This is a genomic window from Martelella endophytica (assembly GCF_000960975.1).
GTDB classification, from domain to species: domain Bacteria; phylum Pseudomonadota; class Alphaproteobacteria; order Rhizobiales; family Rhizobiaceae; genus Martelella; species Martelella endophytica.
In genome coordinates, this window is sequence record NZ_CP010803.1 from 3,673,480 (window position 1) to 3,693,303 (window position 19,824).

Annotated in this window: 20 protein-coding genes and 2 pseudogenes; 10 read left to right on the plus strand and 12 right to left on the minus strand. The window is 58.4% G+C overall.

Annotation, left to right across the window (positions count from 1 at the left end; genetic code table 11):
* Nucleotides 1–65 precede the first annotated feature (65 nt).
* The gene (locus TM49_RS16840) at nt 66–1,136 is read right to left on the minus strand and encodes an acyltransferase family protein (RefSeq protein ID WP_045682983.1); all 1,071 of its coding nucleotides are present in this window, start codon (nt 1,134–1,136) and stop codon (nt 66–68) included.
* 57 nt (nt 1,137–1,193) lie between these two features.
* The gene (locus TM49_RS16845) at nt 1,194–2,243 is read right to left on the minus strand and encodes an acyltransferase family protein (RefSeq protein WP_045682984.1); all 1,050 of its coding nucleotides are present in this window, start codon (nt 2,241–2,243) and stop codon (nt 1,194–1,196) included.
* 499 nt (nt 2,244–2,742) lie between these two features.
* Here TM49_RS16845 and TM49_RS16855 point away from each other — a divergent pair.
* Together TM49_RS16855 and TM49_RS16860 are read left to right on the plus strand one after the other, a co-directional pair.
* Nucleotides 2,743–3,144 (plus strand): annotated as a pseudogene (locus tag TM49_RS16855) (transposase); the annotation flags it as partial.
* 530 nt (nt 3,145–3,674) lie between these two features.
* A pseudogene (locus TM49_RS16860) lies at nt 3,675–4,699 on the plus strand (IS110 family RNA-guided transposase).
* A 552-nt stretch (nt 4,700–5,251) separates the two neighbouring features.
* On the opposite strand, the gene nusG reads toward TM49_RS16860, so the two are convergent.
* From nusG to TM49_RS16905, 9 genes are read right to left on the minus strand one after another with little or no spacing between them, the layout of a single operon-like run.
* On the minus strand, nt 5,252–5,893 hold the full coding sequence (gene nusG, locus TM49_RS16865; RefSeq protein WP_158498653.1) for a transcription termination/antitermination protein NusG: 642 nt from the start codon (nt 5,891–5,893) through the stop codon (nt 5,252–5,254).
* A gap of 23 nt (nt 5,894–5,916) precedes the next feature.
* Nucleotides 5,917–6,660, minus strand: coding sequence for a hypothetical protein (locus TM49_RS16870; RefSeq protein ID WP_045682987.1), 744 nt, complete (start codon nt 6,658–6,660; stop codon nt 5,917–5,919).
* Entirely contained in the window at nt 6,647–7,078 is a 432-nt protein-coding gene (locus TM49_RS16875) for a hypothetical protein (RefSeq protein WP_045682988.1), read from the minus strand. The genes TM49_RS16870 and TM49_RS16875 overlap by 14 nt, the downstream gene beginning before the upstream one ends.
* 7 nt (nt 7,079–7,085) lie before the next feature.
* A complete protein-coding gene (locus TM49_RS23495; RefSeq protein ID WP_144409591.1) occupies nt 7,086–8,183 on the minus strand; it encodes a hypothetical protein in 1,098 nt (365 codons plus the stop codon).
* Nucleotides 8,183–8,953, minus strand: a complete 771-nt coding sequence (locus tag TM49_RS22710) for a hypothetical protein (protein WP_052699900.1) — start codon at nt 8,951–8,953, stop codon at nt 8,183–8,185. The genes TM49_RS23495 and TM49_RS22710 overlap by 1 nt, the downstream gene beginning before the upstream one ends.
* The gene (locus TM49_RS16890; protein ID WP_244464743.1) at nt 8,950–9,693 is read right to left on the minus strand and encodes a hypothetical protein; all 744 of its coding nucleotides are present in this window, start codon (nt 9,691–9,693) and stop codon (nt 8,950–8,952) included. Before TM49_RS16890 ends, TM49_RS22710 begins: the two co-directional genes overlap by 4 nt.
* Nucleotides 9,687–10,199 (minus strand): GcrA family cell cycle regulator, encoded by a 513-nt coding sequence (locus TM49_RS16895; protein WP_045682990.1) that lies wholly within the window; start codon nt 10,197–10,199, stop codon nt 9,687–9,689. The genes TM49_RS16890 and TM49_RS16895 overlap by 7 nt, the downstream gene beginning before the upstream one ends.
* Nucleotides 10,196–10,441 carry a hypothetical protein gene (locus TM49_RS16900; protein WP_045682991.1) on the minus strand — a complete coding sequence of 82 codons (246 nt, stop codon included), beginning with the start codon at nt 10,439–10,441 and terminating at the stop codon, nt 10,196–10,198. Before TM49_RS16900 ends, TM49_RS16895 begins: the two co-directional genes overlap by 4 nt.
* Nucleotides 10,438–10,941, minus strand: a complete 504-nt coding sequence (locus tag TM49_RS16905; RefSeq protein WP_045682092.1) for a hypothetical protein — start codon at nt 10,939–10,941, stop codon at nt 10,438–10,440. The genes TM49_RS16900 and TM49_RS16905 overlap by 4 nt, the downstream gene beginning before the upstream one ends.
* 492 nt (nt 10,942–11,433) lie before the next feature.
* Between TM49_RS16905 and TM49_RS16915 the strand changes: the two genes are divergently transcribed.
* The 6 genes from TM49_RS16915 (at nt 11,434) to TM49_RS16945 (ending at nt 16,663) form a co-directional block, all read left to right on the plus strand.
* Nucleotides 11,434–12,150 (plus strand): S24 family peptidase, encoded by a 717-nt coding sequence (locus TM49_RS16915; RefSeq protein WP_045682993.1) that lies wholly within the window; start codon nt 11,434–11,436, stop codon nt 12,148–12,150.
* A gap of 679 nt (nt 12,151–12,829) precedes the next feature.
* The gene (locus tag TM49_RS16920) at nt 12,830–13,210 is read left to right on the plus strand and encodes a hypothetical protein (protein ID WP_045682994.1); all 381 of its coding nucleotides are present in this window, start codon (nt 12,830–12,832) and stop codon (nt 13,208–13,210) included.
* A gap of 273 nt (nt 13,211–13,483) precedes the next feature.
* Complete coding sequence (locus tag TM49_RS16925) at nt 13,484–13,687, plus strand: hypothetical protein (protein WP_045682995.1); 204 nt, start codon at nt 13,484–13,486, stop codon at nt 13,685–13,687.
* On the plus strand, nt 13,680–14,222 hold the full coding sequence (locus TM49_RS16930; protein ID WP_052699901.1) for a hypothetical protein: 543 nt from the start codon (nt 13,680–13,682) through the stop codon (nt 14,220–14,222). Before TM49_RS16925 ends, TM49_RS16930 begins: the two co-directional genes overlap by 8 nt.
* A 214-nt stretch (nt 14,223–14,436) precedes the next feature.
* The gene (locus TM49_RS16940) at nt 14,437–15,504 is read left to right on the plus strand and encodes a tyrosine-type recombinase/integrase (protein ID WP_244464744.1); all 1,068 of its coding nucleotides are present in this window, start codon (nt 14,437–14,439) and stop codon (nt 15,502–15,504) included.
* 85 nt (nt 15,505–15,589) lie between these two features.
* Nucleotides 15,590–16,663 (plus strand): dipeptidase, encoded by a 1,074-nt coding sequence (locus TM49_RS16945; protein WP_045682998.1) that lies wholly within the window; start codon nt 15,590–15,592, stop codon nt 16,661–16,663.
* 147 nt (nt 16,664–16,810) lie between these two features.
* On the opposite strand, the gene TM49_RS16950 is transcribed toward TM49_RS16945, so the two are convergent.
* Nucleotides 16,811–17,707, minus strand: coding sequence for a LysR substrate-binding domain-containing protein (locus TM49_RS16950; RefSeq protein WP_045683000.1), 897 nt, complete (start codon nt 17,705–17,707; stop codon nt 16,811–16,813).
* A 69-nt stretch (nt 17,708–17,776) separates the two neighbouring features.
* Here TM49_RS16950 and TM49_RS16955 point away from each other — a divergent pair, with 69 nt between their 5' ends.
* On the plus strand, nt 17,777–18,700 hold the full coding sequence (locus tag TM49_RS16955) for a DMT family transporter (RefSeq protein ID WP_045683001.1): 924 nt from the start codon (nt 17,777–17,779) through the stop codon (nt 18,698–18,700).
* Nucleotides 18,701–18,910: 210 nt separating this feature from the next.
* Nucleotides 18,911–19,798, plus strand: coding sequence for a UTP--glucose-1-phosphate uridylyltransferase GalU (gene galU / locus TM49_RS16960; RefSeq protein WP_045683002.1), 888 nt, complete (start codon nt 18,911–18,913; stop codon nt 19,796–19,798).
* Nucleotides 19,799–19,824 lie beyond the last annotated feature (26 nt).

The window sequence follows — 19,824 nt, forward strand, 5'->3', positions numbered from 1 at the left end:
TATAGCTTAAAATGAGAAACTATATGAAACGTCAACTCGACACTATCGATGACAACAAGACTACATCACCCCTCCTTAGCTCTGGGCAAGCGAGCAAAGAGAGATGCTAAGATATTGGCATACCAGTAGCTTTTCCGCTCGATGAAATTAAACGACATCCAACCCAGAAACAGAACCAGCGCAATCGTGCCAGCAATCATAAGTAGGTATCCAGCCGCCGACCAGCCGGCGGGCAGTGAAGTCAGAATCGTCACACCAATATTCTGATGCAACAAATAGGTTGAATAGCTGACAGCTCCAACAAAAACCAGCGGTCTAAAGCAAAGAAATCCCACGAGAGGCCGATTAAAAACAAGCAATATAAAAATAAAATAAAATGAAGTAACAACTAAACAACTATAGAAATCATTTCCGGTTAAGAATAATGCAGAGTAGACCACACAAACCATAATGGAATTTGATATTAAGTTACGACCCTGAAATATATTATAAAACAGAACACCAGATATAAAAAGATATAAATGATCGGTGAAGAATAACATATTGTTCGCAAAGTAAGCATATCGCCATCCAAGGAGCAAGAATATTATTCTGAGGGCGTACGCAACAAAAAACATAAACATCATGTTCGTGACGAGCGTAAATTTGCGAAAATACGGCATGAACGCAAAAACCGCTGCCCAAAAATAGAATCGAACTTCAACAAATAGCGACCAGTACGCCCCATCTATATAATCCGCATTGGGGAATATCGGATGCCAGAGCAGCGGACGCGTGAAAGTCCACGAAGGAAAGAACCCCTCCCAACCGACTCGTCGAAACTGCGTGAAGGGCGTATCAACGGACCACATAACCGCGAAGGTTAAGAGGGAACACGCAATCATCGGCGGCAGCAACCGACCAAGACGTTTTGAAACAAATTCAACGGCCACCGCACTCCGCTCCAATGTGAGCGAAATCACGAATCCGGAAATAATAAAAAACAGATGAACGCCAAGCTTCCCATACTCGAACACGTTGCTGACATTGAACCCATAGGGATAGAAGTCTGGAAATCGGCCAAGGTAGTGATAGAAAATTACGATGAGTATCGCCACCCCACGCAAACCATCGAGTTCTCTCAAACGGTCTCTCATTAATAACTTCCTAAAAACTCTTTTTGAACAAGCATCATAAAAAATACCCGAGAAAACTTAGCTAGTTCGAAGACGAGCGAAGACCCCGATCAAGGGTTGCTCCACCAATCTGTAAGCGACGCCGCCAGCAGAAGCTGCAATCAAAAACGCGACGAGAAAATAAGCATGCGGTCCAATTGCGTCGATCACCCCAAACTTCATTGAAATCTGCGTTAGTACAGAAATTACAGCCGAATGAACCAGATAGACGGAATAAGATGCATCGCCGAAGAATCTGAGTAGTGAGGGATACCGGAGTGCGTATCGCCTTTCGATCAGTATCGCACCGATAATGATGCACCAGAAGCTTGGCCCTAGGATAAAGTGTAAATATGAAAAGCGCTCCTCGGAAAGGTTCGCAATGCGAATAATTTCCGATCCCAGCACGGCATACAAAACGAAGAGAAGCATGCCGGCCATGAAGACAACGGCTCCTAAGCGCTCGGGAATGTGCTTGAGCAAAACGAACCCGAGCATCCCCATCAAGAAATAGAGATTCCAGAGAGATAAAAGATCAAACGGAAGAAACCATCCGGCGAAATATCCCACGATAATTACGCCAGCCCACCCCACGAACCCCCAAAGGGCCCTCCGCCCAAACAAAAGCAACACGATAAAGAGCAGATAAAATCGCACCTCGTACACAAGCGTCCACGCGACCTTCAGCGGCAGGCTGATAGCACCGCCATCCAGCGGAAACAGAATGTAGGACGAAATCAAATTAATAGGGTGCCAAGAAAAATCGGGATAACCGATACCGACAGCTGCGGCTAGCAGGAACAACGTTAGATAGACCCAATATGCGGGATAGACACGCGCAGCACGCTTATAGATATAAGTAGGAACAGAACTCGGAACGCCCAAATCTTTGTCATGTGCGAGGTAAATTATAAAACCGCTCAAAACAAAAAAGAAACTCACCCCTAAAAAACCATATTTTGCAAATCCTTGAAAAACGACGTGGCTTCCGTATTGAGGTTCCATCAATATAATATAGGTGTGATAGCAAACTACTGCCAACGCAGCGAGCCCCCGCAACACCTGAACGGATTCAATATTTTTCTTCACGTTATTGTGCACAAAAACCTCAAAAAAAGGGTATAGCTAAACAAAAAATATAAAAAAACGCATAATTAGGCTGAAATAAAGCGCCGGCCCAGATCGAAATCAGCATAACCAATCTTGATCGCTTTGACAAAGCCAAAGAAATCACTGAGCGCTTCAGCGTCGTGACATGGCCGCGCGCAACGAATTCCTCCTATCCACGATTTTTCTGCGTTTGCGGGACCTGCTATTTCCTATCACTGTCGCCGCCGTCAACTCCTGTCCTATTCCGGTACGGTCGTACGGTACAACGATCTGAACTGATGCCGTGATTGCCCCTTTGATAAGCTTTGTCTACGAGCCCAATTTAAAATTTATTGAATGATACGAGAAAGGATGGGTTCAACCACCTCTGCCAAGAGCGTGGAGAATCACATGCCCTGGACTGATATCGCCCGCCTGCAGCTTAACCGTGATTGCCTTCGCTATCCAACCGATTTGGCGGGACGTGATTGGGCTGTAGGGGCGCGAGGCCTCGCCCACGGCCGGTGTCATCGACAGCCAGAGTGTCGCTGATATCCAGGACCGTGACGGTGCACCCGATGTCCTGAAAGCCATCCGTTACCGCTTCCCCTGGCTGCGCCATGTCTTCGCGGATGGCGGCTATGTCGGGCAGAAGTTGCGAAAGGCGCTGCGTGGATGCGGCCAGTGGAACCTTGAGATCATCAGGCGCTCCGACACAGCGAAAGGCTTTGAGGTTCTGCCCCGCCGCTGGGTCGTCGAGCGCACCTTCGGCTGGTTCGGTCGATGCCGGCGACTGGCAAAGGATTGGGAAAAGTCCATCGCAACCGCCACAGCATGGATCAACATCGCAAGCATCAAGGTGATGATCAGGCGACTTGCAAGATATTGTTTCCCATCATGAACCTTTGAATCCGGCTCTAAGTTTTTTCGGCGGGGCCTTCCACCGAACATGTGACGGGCCTCAGATTGTGGCCTTCGATGGCGCCACGGGTCTGTATGCCATTCGGAATGGCTGGGCTCACATCGCTGCAGATCGCTACAAGCGCTAGAGCCCCCCAGTGCTGCATTTTCCTACCTTGAACTTCGAGACCCGTGTCGCGCACTTCTCATCGATCGCTCACTCCGGCCTTGCGGCTATGTCATGCCTTGTACTTTGCCGGTTTCAGTCACGCGTTTAGGTAATCGGCTTGCTTGGTCGAGGTTTCAGGGATTCTCCGGACCATCGTATTCGCCAGCGCAACGGCCGCGACCATTTGGGGCTTGCTTGCCACGAGGACAGCGAGGCAGCGGTTCGAACCGCCAAGCTTTTCGATGATCCGGCGATCACCCTCATCGCTCCGACGATTCGCAGTCGTCGAACAACGGTTCCCCGATATGATGAAGTACGGACTCTCGACTGGACGCCGGGCCTAGCATCAACGGAAAACAGCCATGGAAGAGTATATCGGCCGCGATGTATCTATGAAAGAGACAGCAGTTGCGATCCGCGGGTTGGGGTGCGTATCTGGCGCGGGAAATGCGCATTAGATCCTCACATTATTGCCGAGTTGATCCGCAAACGAGCACCCACGGTTAAGCGGGTGGTGTTTGAAACAGGGCCGCTCTCGGTGTGGTTCTATCATGCGCTTCGAGCCAAAGACCTTCCTGTCATCTGCATTGATGCACTACACGCTAAAGCGGCGCTCGACATGGCAACGAACAAAACGGCTGCCAATGATGCCGATGGGCTGGCCCACCTGGCGGAGGTAGGATTCTTTCGCGAGGTCCGCGTGAAGCGGTTCGACAGCATGTTAGCGCGCACGCTTGCCGCGGCCAGCACCCGGTTGGTCCATATGACGACCGAACTTTCCAACCAGATCCGCGGTATCATGAAGACGTTCGGCTTGGTCATCCCAGCCGGCAAAGGAAGCGTATTCGAGAAGAACGTTCGAGATCTTCTTTCCAGCAGTGATGATCTCGCCCATATCGTGTTACCGCTTCTCGATGCCTGGAAAGGTCTGCGCGCTCGCGCCGCGGACCTCGGACGTCAGTTGGTCGTGGATGCCCGACAGAGCCGAGCTTGCCGCGTTCTGATGTCTATTCCCGGCGTGGGAGCAATCATTGCGACTTCTTTCGCAACGGCCATTGAGGAGCCTGGGAACGTCAGAAAGTCTCGATCCGTGGGCGCATGGGTCGGCCTCACCACGCGCCGTTACCAGTCTGGCGAAGTCGATTATGACGGGCATATATCCCGACGCGGAGACCGCCATTTGCGCGGGCTCCTATACGAAGCGGCCTCGGTTATTCTCACGCGCAGTTCCAAACAGAGTTCGTTGCGGACATGGGGTCTTCAGCTGCGAGAGAGGGGCGGCTTCAAAAGAGCTGCCGTGGCTGTCGCGCGAAAGCTGGCTTTCACCATGCACACCATGCTGAAGACCGGAGAATTCTTCAATCCGACTGCGGGCGCGACCGCATAATACCGATAGCGTTCTATAATTTAGCGTTTGCAGCGTCCCTGCCGGGACGTGAGCCGAGCCATTCCGTTGATGGAGTTGCATCGCTATCTCAGCTGAATGCGTCATCCACATTGAAGGCTCGTCCCGCGAAGCTCCATCATGCGGCGCCTGATGTCGACCGCGAAGACAAACATGTACTCGGCAGCGATCTTGAGAGAAATTCAACCTTGACGACCTAGCTGCGATTAGACGATCCCATCAGTCCATATCGAGAATATCGCACCCTCAATTCTTGGGATCCAACACCTAAACTTTAGCCCCGACTTTAGGCTTCGAATTTAGCCTCAGACTGGGCAACCCGCGCGGTGCCAAATACCCGCAAGGGCAAGGGGCTGCGGAAGGACCCACCGTTTTTCTGAAGGCTGGCGGACCCCGTAAACCAAAGGGCGGACCGCCAAAACGATCCGCCCTTCTGCACCCGTCCCAGGCACTCAGTCAGAAGCTCTGAATCTGGACGCCGGGAACGCGTTGATTTAACAACGCATCAATGATGCCGACAATCCAGCCATTGGACTACACCTTGCTGATCGATGCCAAAGGCACGACCATCGGCGTCATCCGCCCGAACAGATCGACCTCGATCACGACATCACCCTTGCCCGTGGTGTTGGGCGTCACCACCGTCCCCACCTGCCCGGCGAAGATCCCGTCTTCGACCGTCACCCTGTCACCGGCAACAACCAGTACATCGCTCTGCCGCTCGTAGTCGAAAGCACCGTTGTCCGCCTTGCGCAGGAGAGCTGCGATGGCATCGGCCTTGAGGGCATAGGGTGTTTCCCATCCTCCGAGGATCGCCGTCACATGCTCCTGCCTCAGCAATCCTCTCAGCGCCTTCGCCGTGCTGACGAAGCGGACGAGGACATAGCCGGTCATCAGCACCTCGTCCTGCGGCGGCAGCAGCTTGCCACGGCGCTTGCGTCTCTTACCCCGGCGCATCGGTACCAGTGCCTCGGCCCCGATCGCCTTAAGGGCTGCCTCCGTCTCCTGCTCATGACCCGGATGAACAACGGCCACATACCAGCAGGCCGTGTCGCTTTCGGTATCGGAGGCTAGCGCCCCCTGCTCGTCCCGCCGCATCCGCCGGACAGCGTCATCCCGCTCCAGCTTGCGCAGACTGCGTTCACCGAGTTCCGCTTCCATGCTGCTCGTCATCATCTTCGCCACCGTCCCCGCCACCATCATTGTGCTGCCGCCTCGCTCTGTCCGATCCGCTGTAACCTGTCGAAGAAGCCGTTGAGCGCCGTTGCCGGCGTGCCGTCATCGAGCGGCGGGAAGTAGACCCATTCCGCCCTGCCCGTATCGGTCAGCCACGGATAACCGCGGGCCCTGTGCTCCTGCTCCCATGCCAGCCAGAGATCGCTTCCAACCTTCACTGGCTCGAAGTCAGAGCCGAACAGCACCGTTTCCGCCGAGACCCGGATACCTCGGCCCGGATAGCGCACCGCCTGGTCATGCATCGCATTCACGGAAGGCCAGCCCATCTTCTGCATCCGCTCATGCTGGAGGGCTTTGCGGTCCGTTCTGCCTGCAGCGATCTCATGCTCCTGGAACCGGGTGAGCGGTGGCAGCGGCGTGCAGGGTTCTGCAAGCCGGATGAAGCGTTCGGCCATCCAGGCCTTGCCGAAGGTTGCGGCCATGGCAGGGCCGGTTGCCGGGGCTTCCATGCCTTCAGGCACATCCTGCCAGCGCTTGTCCCGGAGATAGGTGCTGGCAGCAAACTTCACCGCCCTGCCCTTCATTGCGGCAAGGGTGAGGAAAGCAGGCAGCAGGCTCGATGCCCTCTCCCGGTCTTCTGCCGTCAGTCCCTGCCATTCGGCAAAGGCCCGCTCGTCACTGTCATCGCCGAAGGTCGGCCATTGCCGGTAGAACTTCAGGAAGGTCTTTCTGAGTGTCCTGCGGTCTTCGCTGTCAGTGCCGGTCATCGTGGCCTCCTGTGGTTCGGTGAGCCGCGGCTCCGGCGATCAGGGCCTTGGCGGCTGCGACCTTCTCCCTGCGGCGTTGCTTCTCCTCCGGTGAGAGCGATGCCGAAAGCCGCCGGCGTTCTTCGATGCCACTCACCCGCTCGCGCTCGATCCGCAGCATCTCCCGGTCATGACGAGCGGCATCATCGACGAGGGCGGAGAGTTCGGGCGGTTTCGGCAGGAAGGAGCGGAAGCGCTCATAGCGGCCGAGCCTGAGGTTCTCGAACACCCGGCGCATGGCACCGACAGGCTTGTCCCTCAGCACGTCCGCATAAAGCTCCGGTGCCATCTCCGGATCGATGCTGTCGGGGAGAATGAAGCCGTACTGCATCAGCTTCGCCAGCATCAGGTCGGAGCGGTGTGCACCTGCCGGTTCCATTGCTGCTTCATGGGCGGCGGCTCTCAACCGTCCAGTCAGTTCTGTCGATGTCGATGTCGATGATGTCTGCATCTCGTTTGCCATTGTTCTGCCCTGTGCGTTTGTCGAAGGATGCCTGCGCCCGCCTTTGGTGTTCACGCAGATGATCGGCGCGTGTTGCCGGCCATGGCGGTGATCTGGCCGATGATGCGGCGGGCGTGGACACGGGTTCCGGGGCAGGCCTGTCGGTCCAGCGATCCTGATTGAGCCATGTCGAGAGGTTGCACCACGGTCGGTCGTCGGTCTTGACGACGTAGCGCTTCAGCCCGGCGATGATCGTGTCGAAGTCGGCGCGCTGCCGTGCCGAGGCCCATGCCTTCAGCGCCGTCTTGCGGGCAACCTTCTGCGGATAGATCGGCCAGACAGCGTCATCGAACTCCGCCGTCAGCCCGGTGATATCGCCACCGTGTCGACGGGACCGGCGTTTGCCGGTGTTGACGGTGTCGCCTGTTGCCCCTGCCCTCTCCGGCTCGACTCCGAGGTCTGCCCTGAGACCTGCCCCGAAACCGGTGTTGAGACCGGCATCCGGTTCTGCTCCAAACAAACCCGCTTCCGCCCCGACGGGGGGATCTTTCTTTTGGGCCCCTTTAGGGGCCTTTTCTTTCAGGGGGGAATTTTTCTGATAGGGGGTTTGGGGGAAAGTGTCTTTTTGCGGCTCACCGTAACGCGTTACGTCACCCGTAACGCAGCGTAACGCCGCGTTACGGTCTGAAGCGTCACCGACCGCGGCCTGATCTGCCGTTTCGCCAGCATTCTCAGGGGCTCTGCCGTTATCGTCTGCATCCTGCCCACCGTCACGCGTTACGTAACACGTTACGTCACGCGTTATGCCTGCGTTACGGTCTGCCTCCGGTTTTGCCGCCCTCCGAGCACGGTAGCGCGCCTGCCGTCTGGCCGCAGCAGAACGACCGCCATGGCCTTCTGCAGCCATGACGTCATCCGCCTCGCCGGTGGCCGGCACGAACACGGGTTCGCGCTCGGCCAGCGCTGCAGCCGTGCGGCCGATCAGATCGGCATCGACGCCTGCACGCACCAGATCGGCTATGAGGGCGGCAACCGGGGTCATCAGCCGAGTTCCCGCTCGATCCGCTTGCCGATCCGGGCGATCTCGTCGGCCTTGCCGGAAAGATCCAGCGCCAGCTTCAACAGCCGGTCATGTTCTTCGCAGTGGGCTTTGCGGGCTGCCATGAAGCCGGCATGGAGACGATCAAACCCTTCCTTCTCGGCGGTGTATTCGTCGAGCAGCGGATTGCTGCCCTCCGGACCGAAGAAGGCCTCGCGGACGTCGCTTACCCAGACACGCGGGACATTGAGATCCCGGGCGAGCGTGGCATCGGTCCAGGATCCGCGATAGCCGCGGTCACCATAGACGTCATCCAGCTTCTCGGTGATGATCCGCCGGTCTTCCCGGTCCATCGCCGGTGGCGGGTCTGCCTGCGGTGCTGTGGTGGCCTCTGTTGGTGCCGGGGCTGCTGTGAGGGCTTTGGGTGCCGGGGCTGCTGTGAGGGCTGCCGTTGCCTTGACGGCGAAGGCCTTCGTTGCCGCCTTTCGCGGCTTTGCGGTTGCCATGTCCTGTCCTTTCGTTCGGTTTGTGACTGAGGTTCTGCGCCGGCAGGCCGGGCACCGGTCATCTGCCGGTGTTGCTCCGACCTTCCAGCCGCCGGCGTGGAAGTGGTCCGTGATCGCCTCGGGTGGGGCCTGCCGCAGCGCGGCGGTGAGGATCGCGTAGCCGCTCGCCTCGCAGCAGCCGCAGACGATCCGCAGGGCTGCGGCCATGCTGCTGCCGTGCGCGACGGTGGTGCGTTCGAAGTGGCGGACGGATGTGTTGGCGCTCATGCGGAGAGCTCCTGCAGGGCGTCCTCGGCATATCCGCCCCATTGGGTGGCCATCGCAGCTGCAATGCCCGGATATGTCCGGGAGCGCAGCCGCCAGCGGTCCGCCCCGGATGGCGCCCGGTGCACGATCGACCAGCGGCGGTGTTCGTCCGTGCCGGGCTTCGGCGGGGTCAGCCTGTCGGTCGGGGTCAGTTTTGGCAGGCCGCGCAGATAGAGCGAGGTGGCCTTGAAGGCCTGATCGCCGAACCACCACGGCTGAACCGTCTGTGCCGGCGGGGCATAGCCTGCAATCCGGGCCTTGGCGTGCCGGTGCATCACCGGGTTCTCCACCGCGATCCGTTCGACCGGTGCATTCCAGCAGGCCGAGAACAGCGCCGCCCCTTCATCGAGAAGCCGCCACATGATGATGCGGCGGGCTTCGGTGGAGAGCGATGGCCATGCCTGTTTCTCCTGTGCCGTGGTCTCGCCCGGCGGATTGGTGGGCGGACCCGAGAGCCAGCGGACACCGCTGTTGCAGAGCCGTGTGCACGGCGGATGCATCACCGCCAGCAGGTCCCAGCCGTCATTGAGGATCTCGCGGATATCGCAGACCATGTGACGGTTGCTGCCGTCTTCGGCTGGCAACAGATCGCAGGACCAGACATCATGACCGAGGGCCGCAAAGGCCCGGCGGACAACGCCCGAGGTCTCGCAGCCGATCAGGATCCGCATGGGAGGTGAGGAAGGCGATGCCATCACCATGCCGGCATCCTCCTCTCGTAAGGCCGATACATCAGCTTCTGGTGTTCCGGGCAGTAGGCAGCACCTTCTGCCACCGGTCTTCCGCAACAGGGTGCATCCGGGCCGAGCCGTTCGCCGCCCGGTGTCAGCACCAGCCGGCAGCGGAATTCTCCGCAGTCGATGAACGGCACGGTGGGACTGCCCGGAAGCTGCATGTGCTGTGTGTCATAGGCCTCGATCGGCACCTGCCTGCGGATCGGTGCATCGATGGCAGTTGTTGGTGCAGGCTTCTTCTTCCGCTTCGCCAGCAGCCTTGCAGCCTTCGCCTTGCGTTCGGCCTCGATGGCGGCTGCCTTCTCCGCTTCGGTCTTCCTCTCCCTCACCGGAAACAGATCCGGATTGCGGCGGGCAATGCCGGCAACGACCATGCGCGAGACACCCCACGCTTTGGCAATCGCCGTCAGCGCCTTGCCATCCCGCCGCATCGCGGCCATCGCCTCGATCTCCTGACGGTCCCAGTACCTCATGCTGCACCAGCCTTCCGACCGGGCATCAGGCCGGATCCGTCCGCCAGAAAGTGTTCACGCGGTCGCCAGTCGGTACCGCTTTCGATCACCTTGCGGATGGCCGCATCTTCGGCCTCCTCCTGTGCTTCGGCACAGGGCGCCTCGATCATCGGATGATCGCTCCAGCCGCAGCGGCAAAAGCTGAACCCTGCCACCGAGACGAGATGGCAGGAGATGCGGGGCGAAAGATCTGTGCCCGTCATCGGCCGGCTTTTCCGTCGATCACCGAAAGACCGCCGCCGGCAATCGCGCCGATCAGGCAGCGCTTCAGCCGATCCTCGCTGATTTCCTTGTCGGAGAGCTTCTGCAGGCAGAGCTGCGCCTCGGTCGGCGTCACATGACCGTCGGCCAGCGCCTCGAGGATCGTGCTCATCAGCTCGCCTTCGCTCGCCTGATCGCCCGCCATGCACTGGATCAGCGACAGTGCCGTCCTGCTGCGCTCATCCGATTCCGTCAGCCTGCGTCCGGCAGCGGCTGCCATGGCTTCGGTCACCAGCGGTGCATCGGTATCCTCTTCCAGGATCCTGACCACCGGGATCGGCATGATGTCGGTATCGCGCTTGCCGTTCCAGCGGCCGACGGCACTGGTCGAGCGGTTGGTGATCAGGGCAACGCGCTCGATCCCCCCTGCCCTTTTGATCAGGTCACGCTGGGCGCAGCGGATGGTGAGGATGAACGGATCGATGGAGGGCTCTTCGGCCATGTCTCTCCCTTTACGAAAACAACAAAAGCTATGCGCGCCGGGAAAGGCCCGGCGTCGTTTCCCATGGCGGGACGGTGGATCGCGGTTTAGGGTCAGGTCAGTCGGATGGAGCGCCTAGGGCGGGTGCAGCCGGGAAGGACACGAGAACGATGGGTCAGCGCCCGCAGCGAATGATGGACACCAGCGCCGGAGCAGGCGCCCATATGGCCCGCTCCGGCGCACCCCGCGCGGACCGGCCGGGAGGAGATCGCCGGGTCCGCGCCGCGCGCAACAACGGGCAAAGGCTGCCCGGTGCGCGCGAAAGGGAAAAGGGTCGAGCGGCCAAACCGGCCGCGCAGAAAGTGCGGAAGAAGTCTGCCACGACAGTTTTGGCGACCTAAAACACGCCGAGATTGCAATGGGCAGTTTTAAAAGATGGTTCGATAGATGCAGCTTCATGCCGCAAACAGATAATGGTATTTTTCCCATTTTACAATGGGAAATCTAACAGTGATGAAAGTACGGGAAATACCCTACAATCATTCTATGGAATTAAAGGATATCGTCAGCACCCGATTGACCGAACTTGGCATTGGTCATGTGACCGCGGCAAAGCGCAGCGGGCTGAAAGAAAATTTTATTGGCGACATTCTCAAAGGCAGGAAGCAGAGCGTGCAGCTCCGCAACCTCAACCGACTTGCCGAAGCATTGCTGCTCGACCCCGTAGCCATGAGCCGCGGCGAACTCGTACGCACAGATAGATCGGCAAAAGCGCCGCAAACCAAACCCTCGATCACGAAGGTACTCTCAGACGCGCCAACGATATCGATCCGCGGCCAGGTCACAGGATTATTCACCGAAGAAACCTCCCAAGACGATACCGAGAAGGTGGGGGCTATCCCCATAATTCCGTCAGCCCTAATGACTATTTCGGAGGTGTATGCCCTCTATGTGTCAGGCCGATCGATGGAACCACAGTTCTTTCCTGGCGACCTGATATTTGTAAATCCTGCTCGCCCGGCTCGGCTCGGCGACTGCGTTGTGATAGTGATTAGTCATGGACCCGGCTCACGCCGCGTGCTTGGTGTTTTTGACGGCGAGAACTCGGAAACGGTCACTCTCAGGAGGCACCTGGCAGAGGGCAACGCGCCTCTAACAACCGAGATTCCAAAGGCGCGCATTACCGCGCGTCATAAAGTCATGACCACCAACGAAATCTTCGGGGCGTAATGCGCTCACCCGCGTGACTGACTCACCCACTATTTTCAATGAACACTTATCGCGACGTTTAGGTCGATCAATAGCTCCGATATTACTAAAGTCTGAAGCCTCGTTGGCGTGACCGCCTTCCTGCATGGTGACTGAAAATGATTTTGCGCAGCGTAGCGGCAATTGCATGACGCTTGTCGCCTGCCTCCAAAAGGCTGCACCACAGCGGACAGCTTCACCGACCCATCTTCCCACTCAAACAGAACGCCAGAGTGCTTCCGCGTAGCGCTCCCTCTAGAATCCGGCTTGTTTTGCTACAGTGGTATTTTTACCATTACCCAGTTGACTATGGTATTTTTCCCACTTAGTTTCGCACTTAATGAGCTTACTGTCTTGGCCTGTGCGCACCACTGAGGCGTCGAACTACAACCCAAGATCAAGCGAATTGCCAATAGAAGCTGGAATATCGCATAATGTACAGTGAGAGAGAGCGGCAACTCCCGGCCGCCGCCGACACCGAATCCATCTCCAACGAGTTCCGCGAAACCGCGAAAGTCTCATCGCTCTCCAACCATGACCGAATAGGGTGCTCACTGAATATCCCAGCCGCGACAAGGTGGCAAAACAGGTGCTCGGCTGCTCGTTGGCCCCGCGTTAATCCCTCCTTTACCCGCCAACCTCGCAGGGATTGGAAATTGGGATGAGCAACTACCTGGTAAGGTCGATCGAGACAAAGCACTTGCACGGTATTGTTTGGGGCAATCTCGATGATATCTGGGATGTCGTTGACGAAGTGGCCGAACCCTCGGACTTCGAATTCGCTAAGCTCGGTCCCGGCGGCATGTTTTCCGAAGCAGGGATCGCAGCGCGCATTTCCGATGACACCGACAGCTCCGATTCAACCCCGCTGCCCAATGGCGGATACCTACCGCCAGACCTCGATCCGTCGGAAGTGACCTTCTACGCCCTGACCGAGCCTGATCGCCTCCGCTGGCGCCGCTTTGACGACACCCTCGGCAAACATGGCCTCGTCACCCGCATCTTCGCAGCCGTGGATGCGAAGAATGACGGTGATGCATGATCATCCGCCTCGCCGCTCACAGGCACCCTCTCACTTTGGCAGACTGCACCTTCCTGCGCCGAATCGTCCTGCCGGCGATAGTTCTTGGCAGCGCTCTTCTCTTCCTTCTCACTATCCATGCGCTTGCCGCCTTCGAGGCAGCACTTGCAGCGGCCTCGGGGGTATGATCATGACGCGGCACGAAACCATTGCAAGCGGACCTGCAGGCGAGGAAACACCACCTCCGACGTTCATCCCCTCGCCTGTTCTTTCAATGCGAAGTGGCTGTGGCCGATGAAGGCGGTGATCGACTATGCCCGCCTGCTGGCCACCAAACACGGGCTGACAAGGAAGCGACCGAATGTGATGACCGTTGAAGGTCATCCGGAGTTCATTGGCTTCTGGATGCCGATGCGTGAGGCACTGCCGGAGCATGAACCAGAAGAGTTCAGAGATATTCCGGTACGGTTCCTGAACGAGGTATCCAGCCATGGCTAGTCGTCTGCCCGCACGGGAACGCCTCGACAACTATCGTGCGCTGATCTCACGGGCTGTTCCGCTCGTCGACGTTCTGGCCGACACCGCGGGCATGCATCTGGAGATCACCGGCCCGGACGAGCCGGAGATCATCTGCTCGCTTCCCGCCGCCTGCCCTGCCGACAACCGCGAATTGATCCGACGGCATATCGAAATCCCTGCAGATCTGATCAGCATGCTGGATGCAGCCGCCAGACGTGACGCCGAGCGCCGCCGGGAGATCCAGAAGCTTAAGCAGGCGCTTGAGGCGAAGGGCGGGAAGCCAGCGAAAGACTATGCCGCAGAATGCGCCATGAAGTGCACCGAGCCGGCATTCATTCGGTTTCTGATCGAGCAACACGATCTGCCGCATCCGGCGACCGACAGAACTGCCGCGACGCGGGTGCTGTCGGTGTTGGCGATCACCAGCCGGAGCCGGCTGAACACAGACCCAGCCGCTGCAGCGCGATGGCGGCAAATGGTCACTGATTTCGAACTGTGGAGAAAAAGAGGATGACGACAATGGACGCTTCAGAGACCACGAAACCCAGCCGCCGCCTTCGGGCAACTGAAAGCGGCCTACGCAAGGCCTTGCTTGCCGCAAGGGCCGCAGGCCTTACCGTAGATCGGCTGCAGGTATTGGGCGGAGAATATGAAATCCACTTTTCAGGTGTCGCGCCCGATGCGCCTTCGCCTGAGGATGAAGGCCTCGAACAGTGGTAGACGCAAAAATGAAAGTCAATTATCCAGGGCTGATCCGCGAGGCCCTGCCTTCCGGCAATTTTCGCTGGCGTGTTCGCCCCGAGGGCAGACCCAAGCAAAAAATCCGCATTCATTGCGGCCCGGGCGATGACGATTTCCAGAGACAATATCTGGCGGCACGGCGGGGCGACAAACCCGAGCCGCTTCGCACGGCTTCCGATTACGCCAAACCAAGGTCGATCGGTTGGTTGATCAACAGCTACTTCGAATACCTCGATAAGCGCGTCGACGCGGGAACGACCAGCGCGAAAACACTCAAGAAGAAGAAGAACCTTCTCTCAAGGCTGCTGACGCATCCCGATCGCGTGATGCTCATACCCACCGAGAAGCTGATCGAATTTCAGGACGCCATGAGCGCTTCGCCGGCGCAGGCGGATGCGTATATTGAAGCAGTAGCGATCATGTATGACTGGGCGATCAAGCGCCGGTACATCAGCCATAACCCGGCGAGGGGCATTGAGAAAATTTACCGCAAAGGCAACGGCGCCACACCATGGAAAGCTGCTGACGTGCGCGCATTTCTGGCCAGGCACAGGCAGGGAACGAAGCCACATGTCGCCATGTCCGTTCTTCTTTGGACCGGATGTCGTATCGAAGACCTGACCTTTTTGGGCCCGGTCAATGAATGCGTGATCGACGGAGTGGAAGCCCTTCGCTGGAAGCCCAAGAAGAGAGGCTCCACCGAGGTTACCATTCCACTGCTGCCACCGCTGAAGGCTGCGACGCGCGCGGCTGAACAACAGGGAAAGACCTATGTCGTCAGTCGCGGCAACAAGCCCTTTGCTAGCGGCGACAGTATGTCTGCCATGTTCAAGCGCTGGTGCAGAGAAGCGGATCTGGGGCATCTTTCAGCGCATGGCGTGCGCAAGGGCCTCGCCGAACTGTTGGCGGAGCTCGGCTGCAGCCAGTACGAGATCATGGCGATCCTCGGTCACTCGGAAGCACGAACAAGTGAGGTTTACACGCGCCGCGTCGAGCGCTGGAAACTGGCGCTCGGGGCTATGGAGCGTATCGACGTATCGCATGCTTGGCGATAGATAGATTACACACGACCTGCCCGGCAAATCAGATGATACCCTGCCCACTCAGGCAAGCCGCCCCGACAACCAACTTGGAAATATCATGCTCGATCCACGCACCCCACTCATATTCGACGGGCACAATGACCTGCTCGCCCGGATACATCTCAAGCACACCAGCATTGAGGACGTGGTCGGTGGCAGTGCGAAGGGGCATATCGATCTGCCCCGTGCTCTCAAGGGGGGCTTTGCGGGCGGCTTCTTCGCGCTTTGGGTGCCATCCACACAGACTGGAGCAAGTGCCAACGGATCGCAGGAGAGCGGCAACTACACTGATGTGCCGTTGCCCGGAATGGTGGCGTGGGAAGATGCGATTAAGGTTGTCATTTCCGAGGTGGCGATCTTCCAAAGGCTTGCCGCCGCGGGAGTTCTGACGCCATGCACGACCGTCAAGCAGCTGAAAGCTGCGCTACCGGGAGAGCCGATGGCTGCTATCCTCCATCTGGAGGGAGCCGAGGCCATCGACCCTGAGTTCTATACGCTCGAACTACTCCATGCCGCGGGGCTGCGCTCGCTCGGGCCGGTCTGGAGCCGGCCGACGCTATTCGGCCATGGCGTGCCGTTTCGCTTCCCCTCTACAGGCGACATCGGACCGGGGTTGACCGACCTCGGCAAGGAACTGGTGCGCCAGTGCAACCGCCTCAAGATCATGCTCGACGTCTCACACCTCAACGAGAAGGGCTTTGACGATCTGGCAGCGATCTCCGATGCCCCCATCGTCGCTACGCACTCCAATGCCCACGCCGTCAGCCCGCACGCCCGCAACCTCACCGACCGCCAGCTCGCGGTAATCGCCGAGCGCGATGGGCTGGTGGGCCTGAACTTCGCCACGGCATTTCTGCGTGATGACGGCCGCATGATCGAGGATACTCCCATCGAGCCGATGCTCCGCCACCTCGATCATCTGATCGCGAAGCTCGGTGAGGATCGAGTTGCGCTCGGTTCGGATTTCGACGGCGCAATCGTACCCAAAGACATCGCCGATATCGGCGGTTTGCCCGCACTGAGAGAGGCAATGCGTTCCCATGGTTTCGGCGATGATCTGATGGCCAAGATCTGCAACGGCAACTGGATGAGAGTGCTGGCGCGGACATGGGGCGAAGAAGAAGAATTATAGAGCGACCGCGAAGTCCTTCGATTCGCCGCTATCTTTCACAGGAAACCTCGCCCCCCCCCTGCAATCCTCCGTCCGCGGATGCCGCTTCAAGAACCAGCAAACCATTTCAGCTCCACGGGACCCATCATGCATTTCAAGACGTCCTGACTAAGCCCCGAACTCCTCCTTGAGCCATGCAAGGAGCGCGTCTGTTTCAGCGTGGTGTCCCCGGCGAGATCCACGAAACACTGAAATTTCCGCGGGGCGGAAAACGGTTTCGGCGCAGACCTGCTGGAGCTGCCCGCTTTCGATAAGGCCGGAAACAGTTCTGCGCCAGCCGAGCGCGATCCCCTGCCCGGCTATGGCGGCCTGAAGAACCAGCGGGTAGCTGTCTAAACTGGTTATCCTCGGCTTCCGAGGGAAGCCACGGTCAATGGCATCAAACCATCCTGGCCAATCCATCCAGTCCTGCGGCAGCACCTGATGCGTCAGCAACGGATAGTGCACAAGATCGGCGGGCGATAGCGGCAGCTTCTCCTTGACCAATCCCGGCGAGGCAACCGGAAACACCTCATCTGCGGCGGTGAAAGCCAGGCGTGCGCAGCCCGAAGGACGGCCCGTTGTCTGGATAGCAACATCGAAGGGTTCGGAGGTATCAGTTAGAGGGCCGAGGGCGCTGATGACGCGGACATCCAATCCGGGATTGCGCTCGTGAAAGCGGGACAGGCGCGGCATCAGCCAATAGAACGCCTCACAAAGCTGACAATGCAGCACGATCCCGCCCGTCTCGGGCCCTCCCCTCAGTTTCGAAGCCTCGGCCGAGATATCGGCAAGAGCTGTACTGATGACCCGCCCGAAGGCCCGTCCCGCATCCGTGAGGAATGCCCTTCTGTTGCGCCGCTCGAAAAGCGCAACGCCGAGATCGGCTTCAAGCGCCGCAATCTGCTTGCTCACTGCAGTCTGGGTCAAGCCGAGTTCTTCTGCGGCCGCGGTGAAACTCTCGTATCTCGCGGCAGCTTCGAAAGATGGCAAACGCGAAAGGGGTGGCAGAGACAATCGTTCCATTCCATTTCCTCATGAATTTGCGACGCTTTCTCATTTTATACAGGGCCCATGGGATGCTTTCCATGCCTGATGCTCGCGTTTTTCAAAGCACAACTTCACACTGGCACCCGCCTGCAGGGCACCGCCTCTATCGTCCTGGCAGTTTTCCTGCTGTCTTTATCCGACGCGCTGGTGAAAGACGCTGGGGCACGGTTTGGGCTGGCGCAAATCATCCTATTGCGCTCGCTCGTCGCGACAGTCATGATTGCGGCGACGCTTGTCGTCATCGGTGGGCCAGCCGCACTCCGCCTGAGGTGTTCCCTGTGGGTCTGGGCCCGAAGTCTCAGCCTGGCAGCAATGTGGCTCTGTTACTATGCCGCGCTTCCATCGACCCCATTCGCACTCGCAGCGGTCTGCTACTACACGTCGCCGATCTGGATGGCGCTGATGACACGTATCCTGGGCACCCACACCGGAAAGAAAGGCTGGACCGCTGTAACCCTATCGATGGCGGGCGCGTTTCTGGCAGTAGGGCCACGCATGGGCGCCCTGCCGGTTACGCTCTTCCTGCCACTGGCCGCAGCCGCATTCTACGCTTTGGCGGGTGTCATCACATGGAACCGCTGCCAGAAGGAAACAGCGGGCGCCCTGGCGTTGAACCTCAATCTGTGCCTTGGGCTTTTGGCGAGCGGCGGGATCCTAGCATTGGCCATCATGCACCCATCGGAAAATCAGGGCTTCGTTTTCGCAATCTGGCCCGACCTTCGCGGAGCCGACTGGGGGCTCGCCATCATTCTCGGCTGCCTTCTCGCAGTCATCACCACACTGGTTGCACGCGCCTACCGTCTGGCGCCGACACCGCTCATTGGCGTTTTCGATACTGCCTATCTGGGATTCGCAGCATTCTGGAGCGTCGTCTTCTTCGACGCGGTACCGACAACACCAGAAGGCATCGGCATTGCTTTGATCGCGCTGGGCGCGATTATGATGAGTTTTCAAAGGGGCAGGCCATAAGTGAGACTTGCTTCGACCGGGACTAGTCTCACAAAGCTACTGCGGCTTCCGTTGGCATGCCGCTAAGAGAAAGTTCCCCCAAAGAACAACCCTCATGATCATTGGGTTGATGGTGGGCCCGACACATGCAATTGCGCAGGTCCATCTGACTTGCTAAGGCTACATTGTATTTGAATATTTTCTATTTTTTCGACTATTAAGGAGATTGATTTGCCCTCACGTAAAAAGGTTCGCAAGGCGGTTCTGCCGGTCGCCGGTCTCGGTACACGCTTCCTGCCCGCGACCAAGGTCGTGCCGAAGGAAATGCTGCCCGTCGTCGACAAGCCGATCGTGCAGTACGTGGTCGACGAGGCGATCGAAGCCGGCATCGAGCACTTCGTCTTCGTCACCGGCCGCAACAAGCACGTCATCGAGGATTATTTCGATATCCAGTACGAGCTGGAAGCGACGCTGAAGGCGCGCAACAAGAATGCGGAGCTGAGCCTGCTTGCCACGATGCTGCCGAAGGCCGGCACGGCGACCTTTACCCGTCAGCAGGAACCCCACGGTCTTGGCCACGCTGTCTGGTGCGCCCGCGAGATCGTCGGCCCCGAGCCCTTCGCTCTGATCCTGCCCGACATGGTGATGGAAGCCGACAAGCCCTGCCTGAAGGGCATGATGGAAGTCTACGACGTTGCCGGCGGCAATGTCGTCTCGGTCGAGGAATGCGACCCCTCACTTGCCCACAAGTATGGCATTGTCGGCGTCGGCGAAACGGTCGGCAACGGTTTCAAGATCACAGAGATGATTGAAAAGCCGGAACCGGGTACGGCGCCGTCCAACTACTTCATCAATGGCCGCTACATCCTGCAGCCGGAAATCTTCCCGATCCTTGCCGAGACCGAGCGCGGCGCCGGCAACGAGATCCAGCTCACCGACGGTATGCTGAAGCTTGCCCAGAGCCAGGAATTCTTCGGTTACAAGTTCGATGGCCAGACCTTCGACTGCGGCTCCAAGGAAGGCTTCATCATCGCCAATGTGGCGCTGGCGCTGAAGCGCGAAGATATCCGCCCGAAGGTCGAGGACGAGCTCAAGGCGCTGATTGCCGCGCTGAAATAGCTCGGTACAGTCGGCGCTAAACGAAA

Bases quoted from the DNA above. Each gene is read 5' to 3' on its own strand.
- TM49_RS16840 (WP_045682983.1), bottom strand. From the start codon at position 1,136: ATGAGAGACCGTTTGAGAGAACTCGATGGTTTGCGTGGGGTGGCGATA.
- nusG (WP_158498653.1), bottom strand. From the start codon at position 5,893: ATGATGACGAGCAGCATGGAAGCGGAACTCGGTGAACGCAGTCTGCGC.
- TM49_RS16870 (WP_045682987.1), bottom strand. From the start codon at position 6,660: ATGACCGGCACTGACAGCGAAGACCGCAGGACACTCAGAAAGACCTTC.
- TM49_RS16875 (WP_045682988.1), bottom strand. From the start codon at position 7,078: ATGGAACCGGCAGGTGCACACCGCTCCGACCTGATGCTGGCGAAGCTG.
- TM49_RS23495 (WP_144409591.1), bottom strand. From the start codon at position 8,183: ATGACCCCGGTTGCCGCCCTCATAGCCGATCTGGTGCGTGCAGGCGTC.
- TM49_RS22710 (WP_052699900.1), bottom strand. From the start codon at position 8,953: ATGAGCGCCAACACATCCGTCCGCCACTTCGAACGCACCACCGTCGCG.
- TM49_RS16890 (WP_244464743.1), bottom strand. From the start codon at position 9,693: ATGGTGATGGCATCGCCTTCCTCACCTCCCATGCGGATCCTGATCGGC.
- TM49_RS16895 (WP_045682990.1), bottom strand. From the start codon at position 10,199: ATGAGGTACTGGGACCGTCAGGAGATCGAGGCGATGGCCGCGATGCGG.
- TM49_RS16900 (WP_045682991.1), bottom strand. From the start codon at position 10,441: ATGACGGGCACAGATCTTTCGCCCCGCATCTCCTGCCATCTCGTCTCG.
- TM49_RS16905 (WP_045682092.1), bottom strand. From the start codon at position 10,941: ATGGCCGAAGAGCCCTCCATCGATCCGTTCATCCTCACCATCCGCTGC.
- TM49_RS16915 (WP_045682993.1), top strand. From the start codon at position 11,434: ATGAAAGTACGGGAAATACCCTACAATCATTCTATGGAATTAAAGGAT.
- TM49_RS16920 (WP_045682994.1), top strand. From the start codon at position 12,830: ATGAGCAACTACCTGGTAAGGTCGATCGAGACAAAGCACTTGCACGGT.
- TM49_RS16925 (WP_045682995.1), top strand. From the start codon at position 13,484: ATGAAGGCGGTGATCGACTATGCCCGCCTGCTGGCCACCAAACACGGG.
- TM49_RS16930 (WP_052699901.1), top strand. From the start codon at position 13,680: ATGGCTAGTCGTCTGCCCGCACGGGAACGCCTCGACAACTATCGTGCG.
- TM49_RS16940 (WP_244464744.1), top strand. From the start codon at position 14,437: ATGAAAGTCAATTATCCAGGGCTGATCCGCGAGGCCCTGCCTTCCGGC.
- TM49_RS16945 (WP_045682998.1), top strand. From the start codon at position 15,590: ATGCTCGATCCACGCACCCCACTCATATTCGACGGGCACAATGACCTG.
- TM49_RS16950 (WP_045683000.1), bottom strand. From the start codon at position 17,707: ATGGAACGATTGTCTCTGCCACCCCTTTCGCGTTTGCCATCTTTCGAA.
- TM49_RS16955 (WP_045683001.1), top strand. From the start codon at position 17,777: ATGCTCGCGTTTTTCAAAGCACAACTTCACACTGGCACCCGCCTGCAG.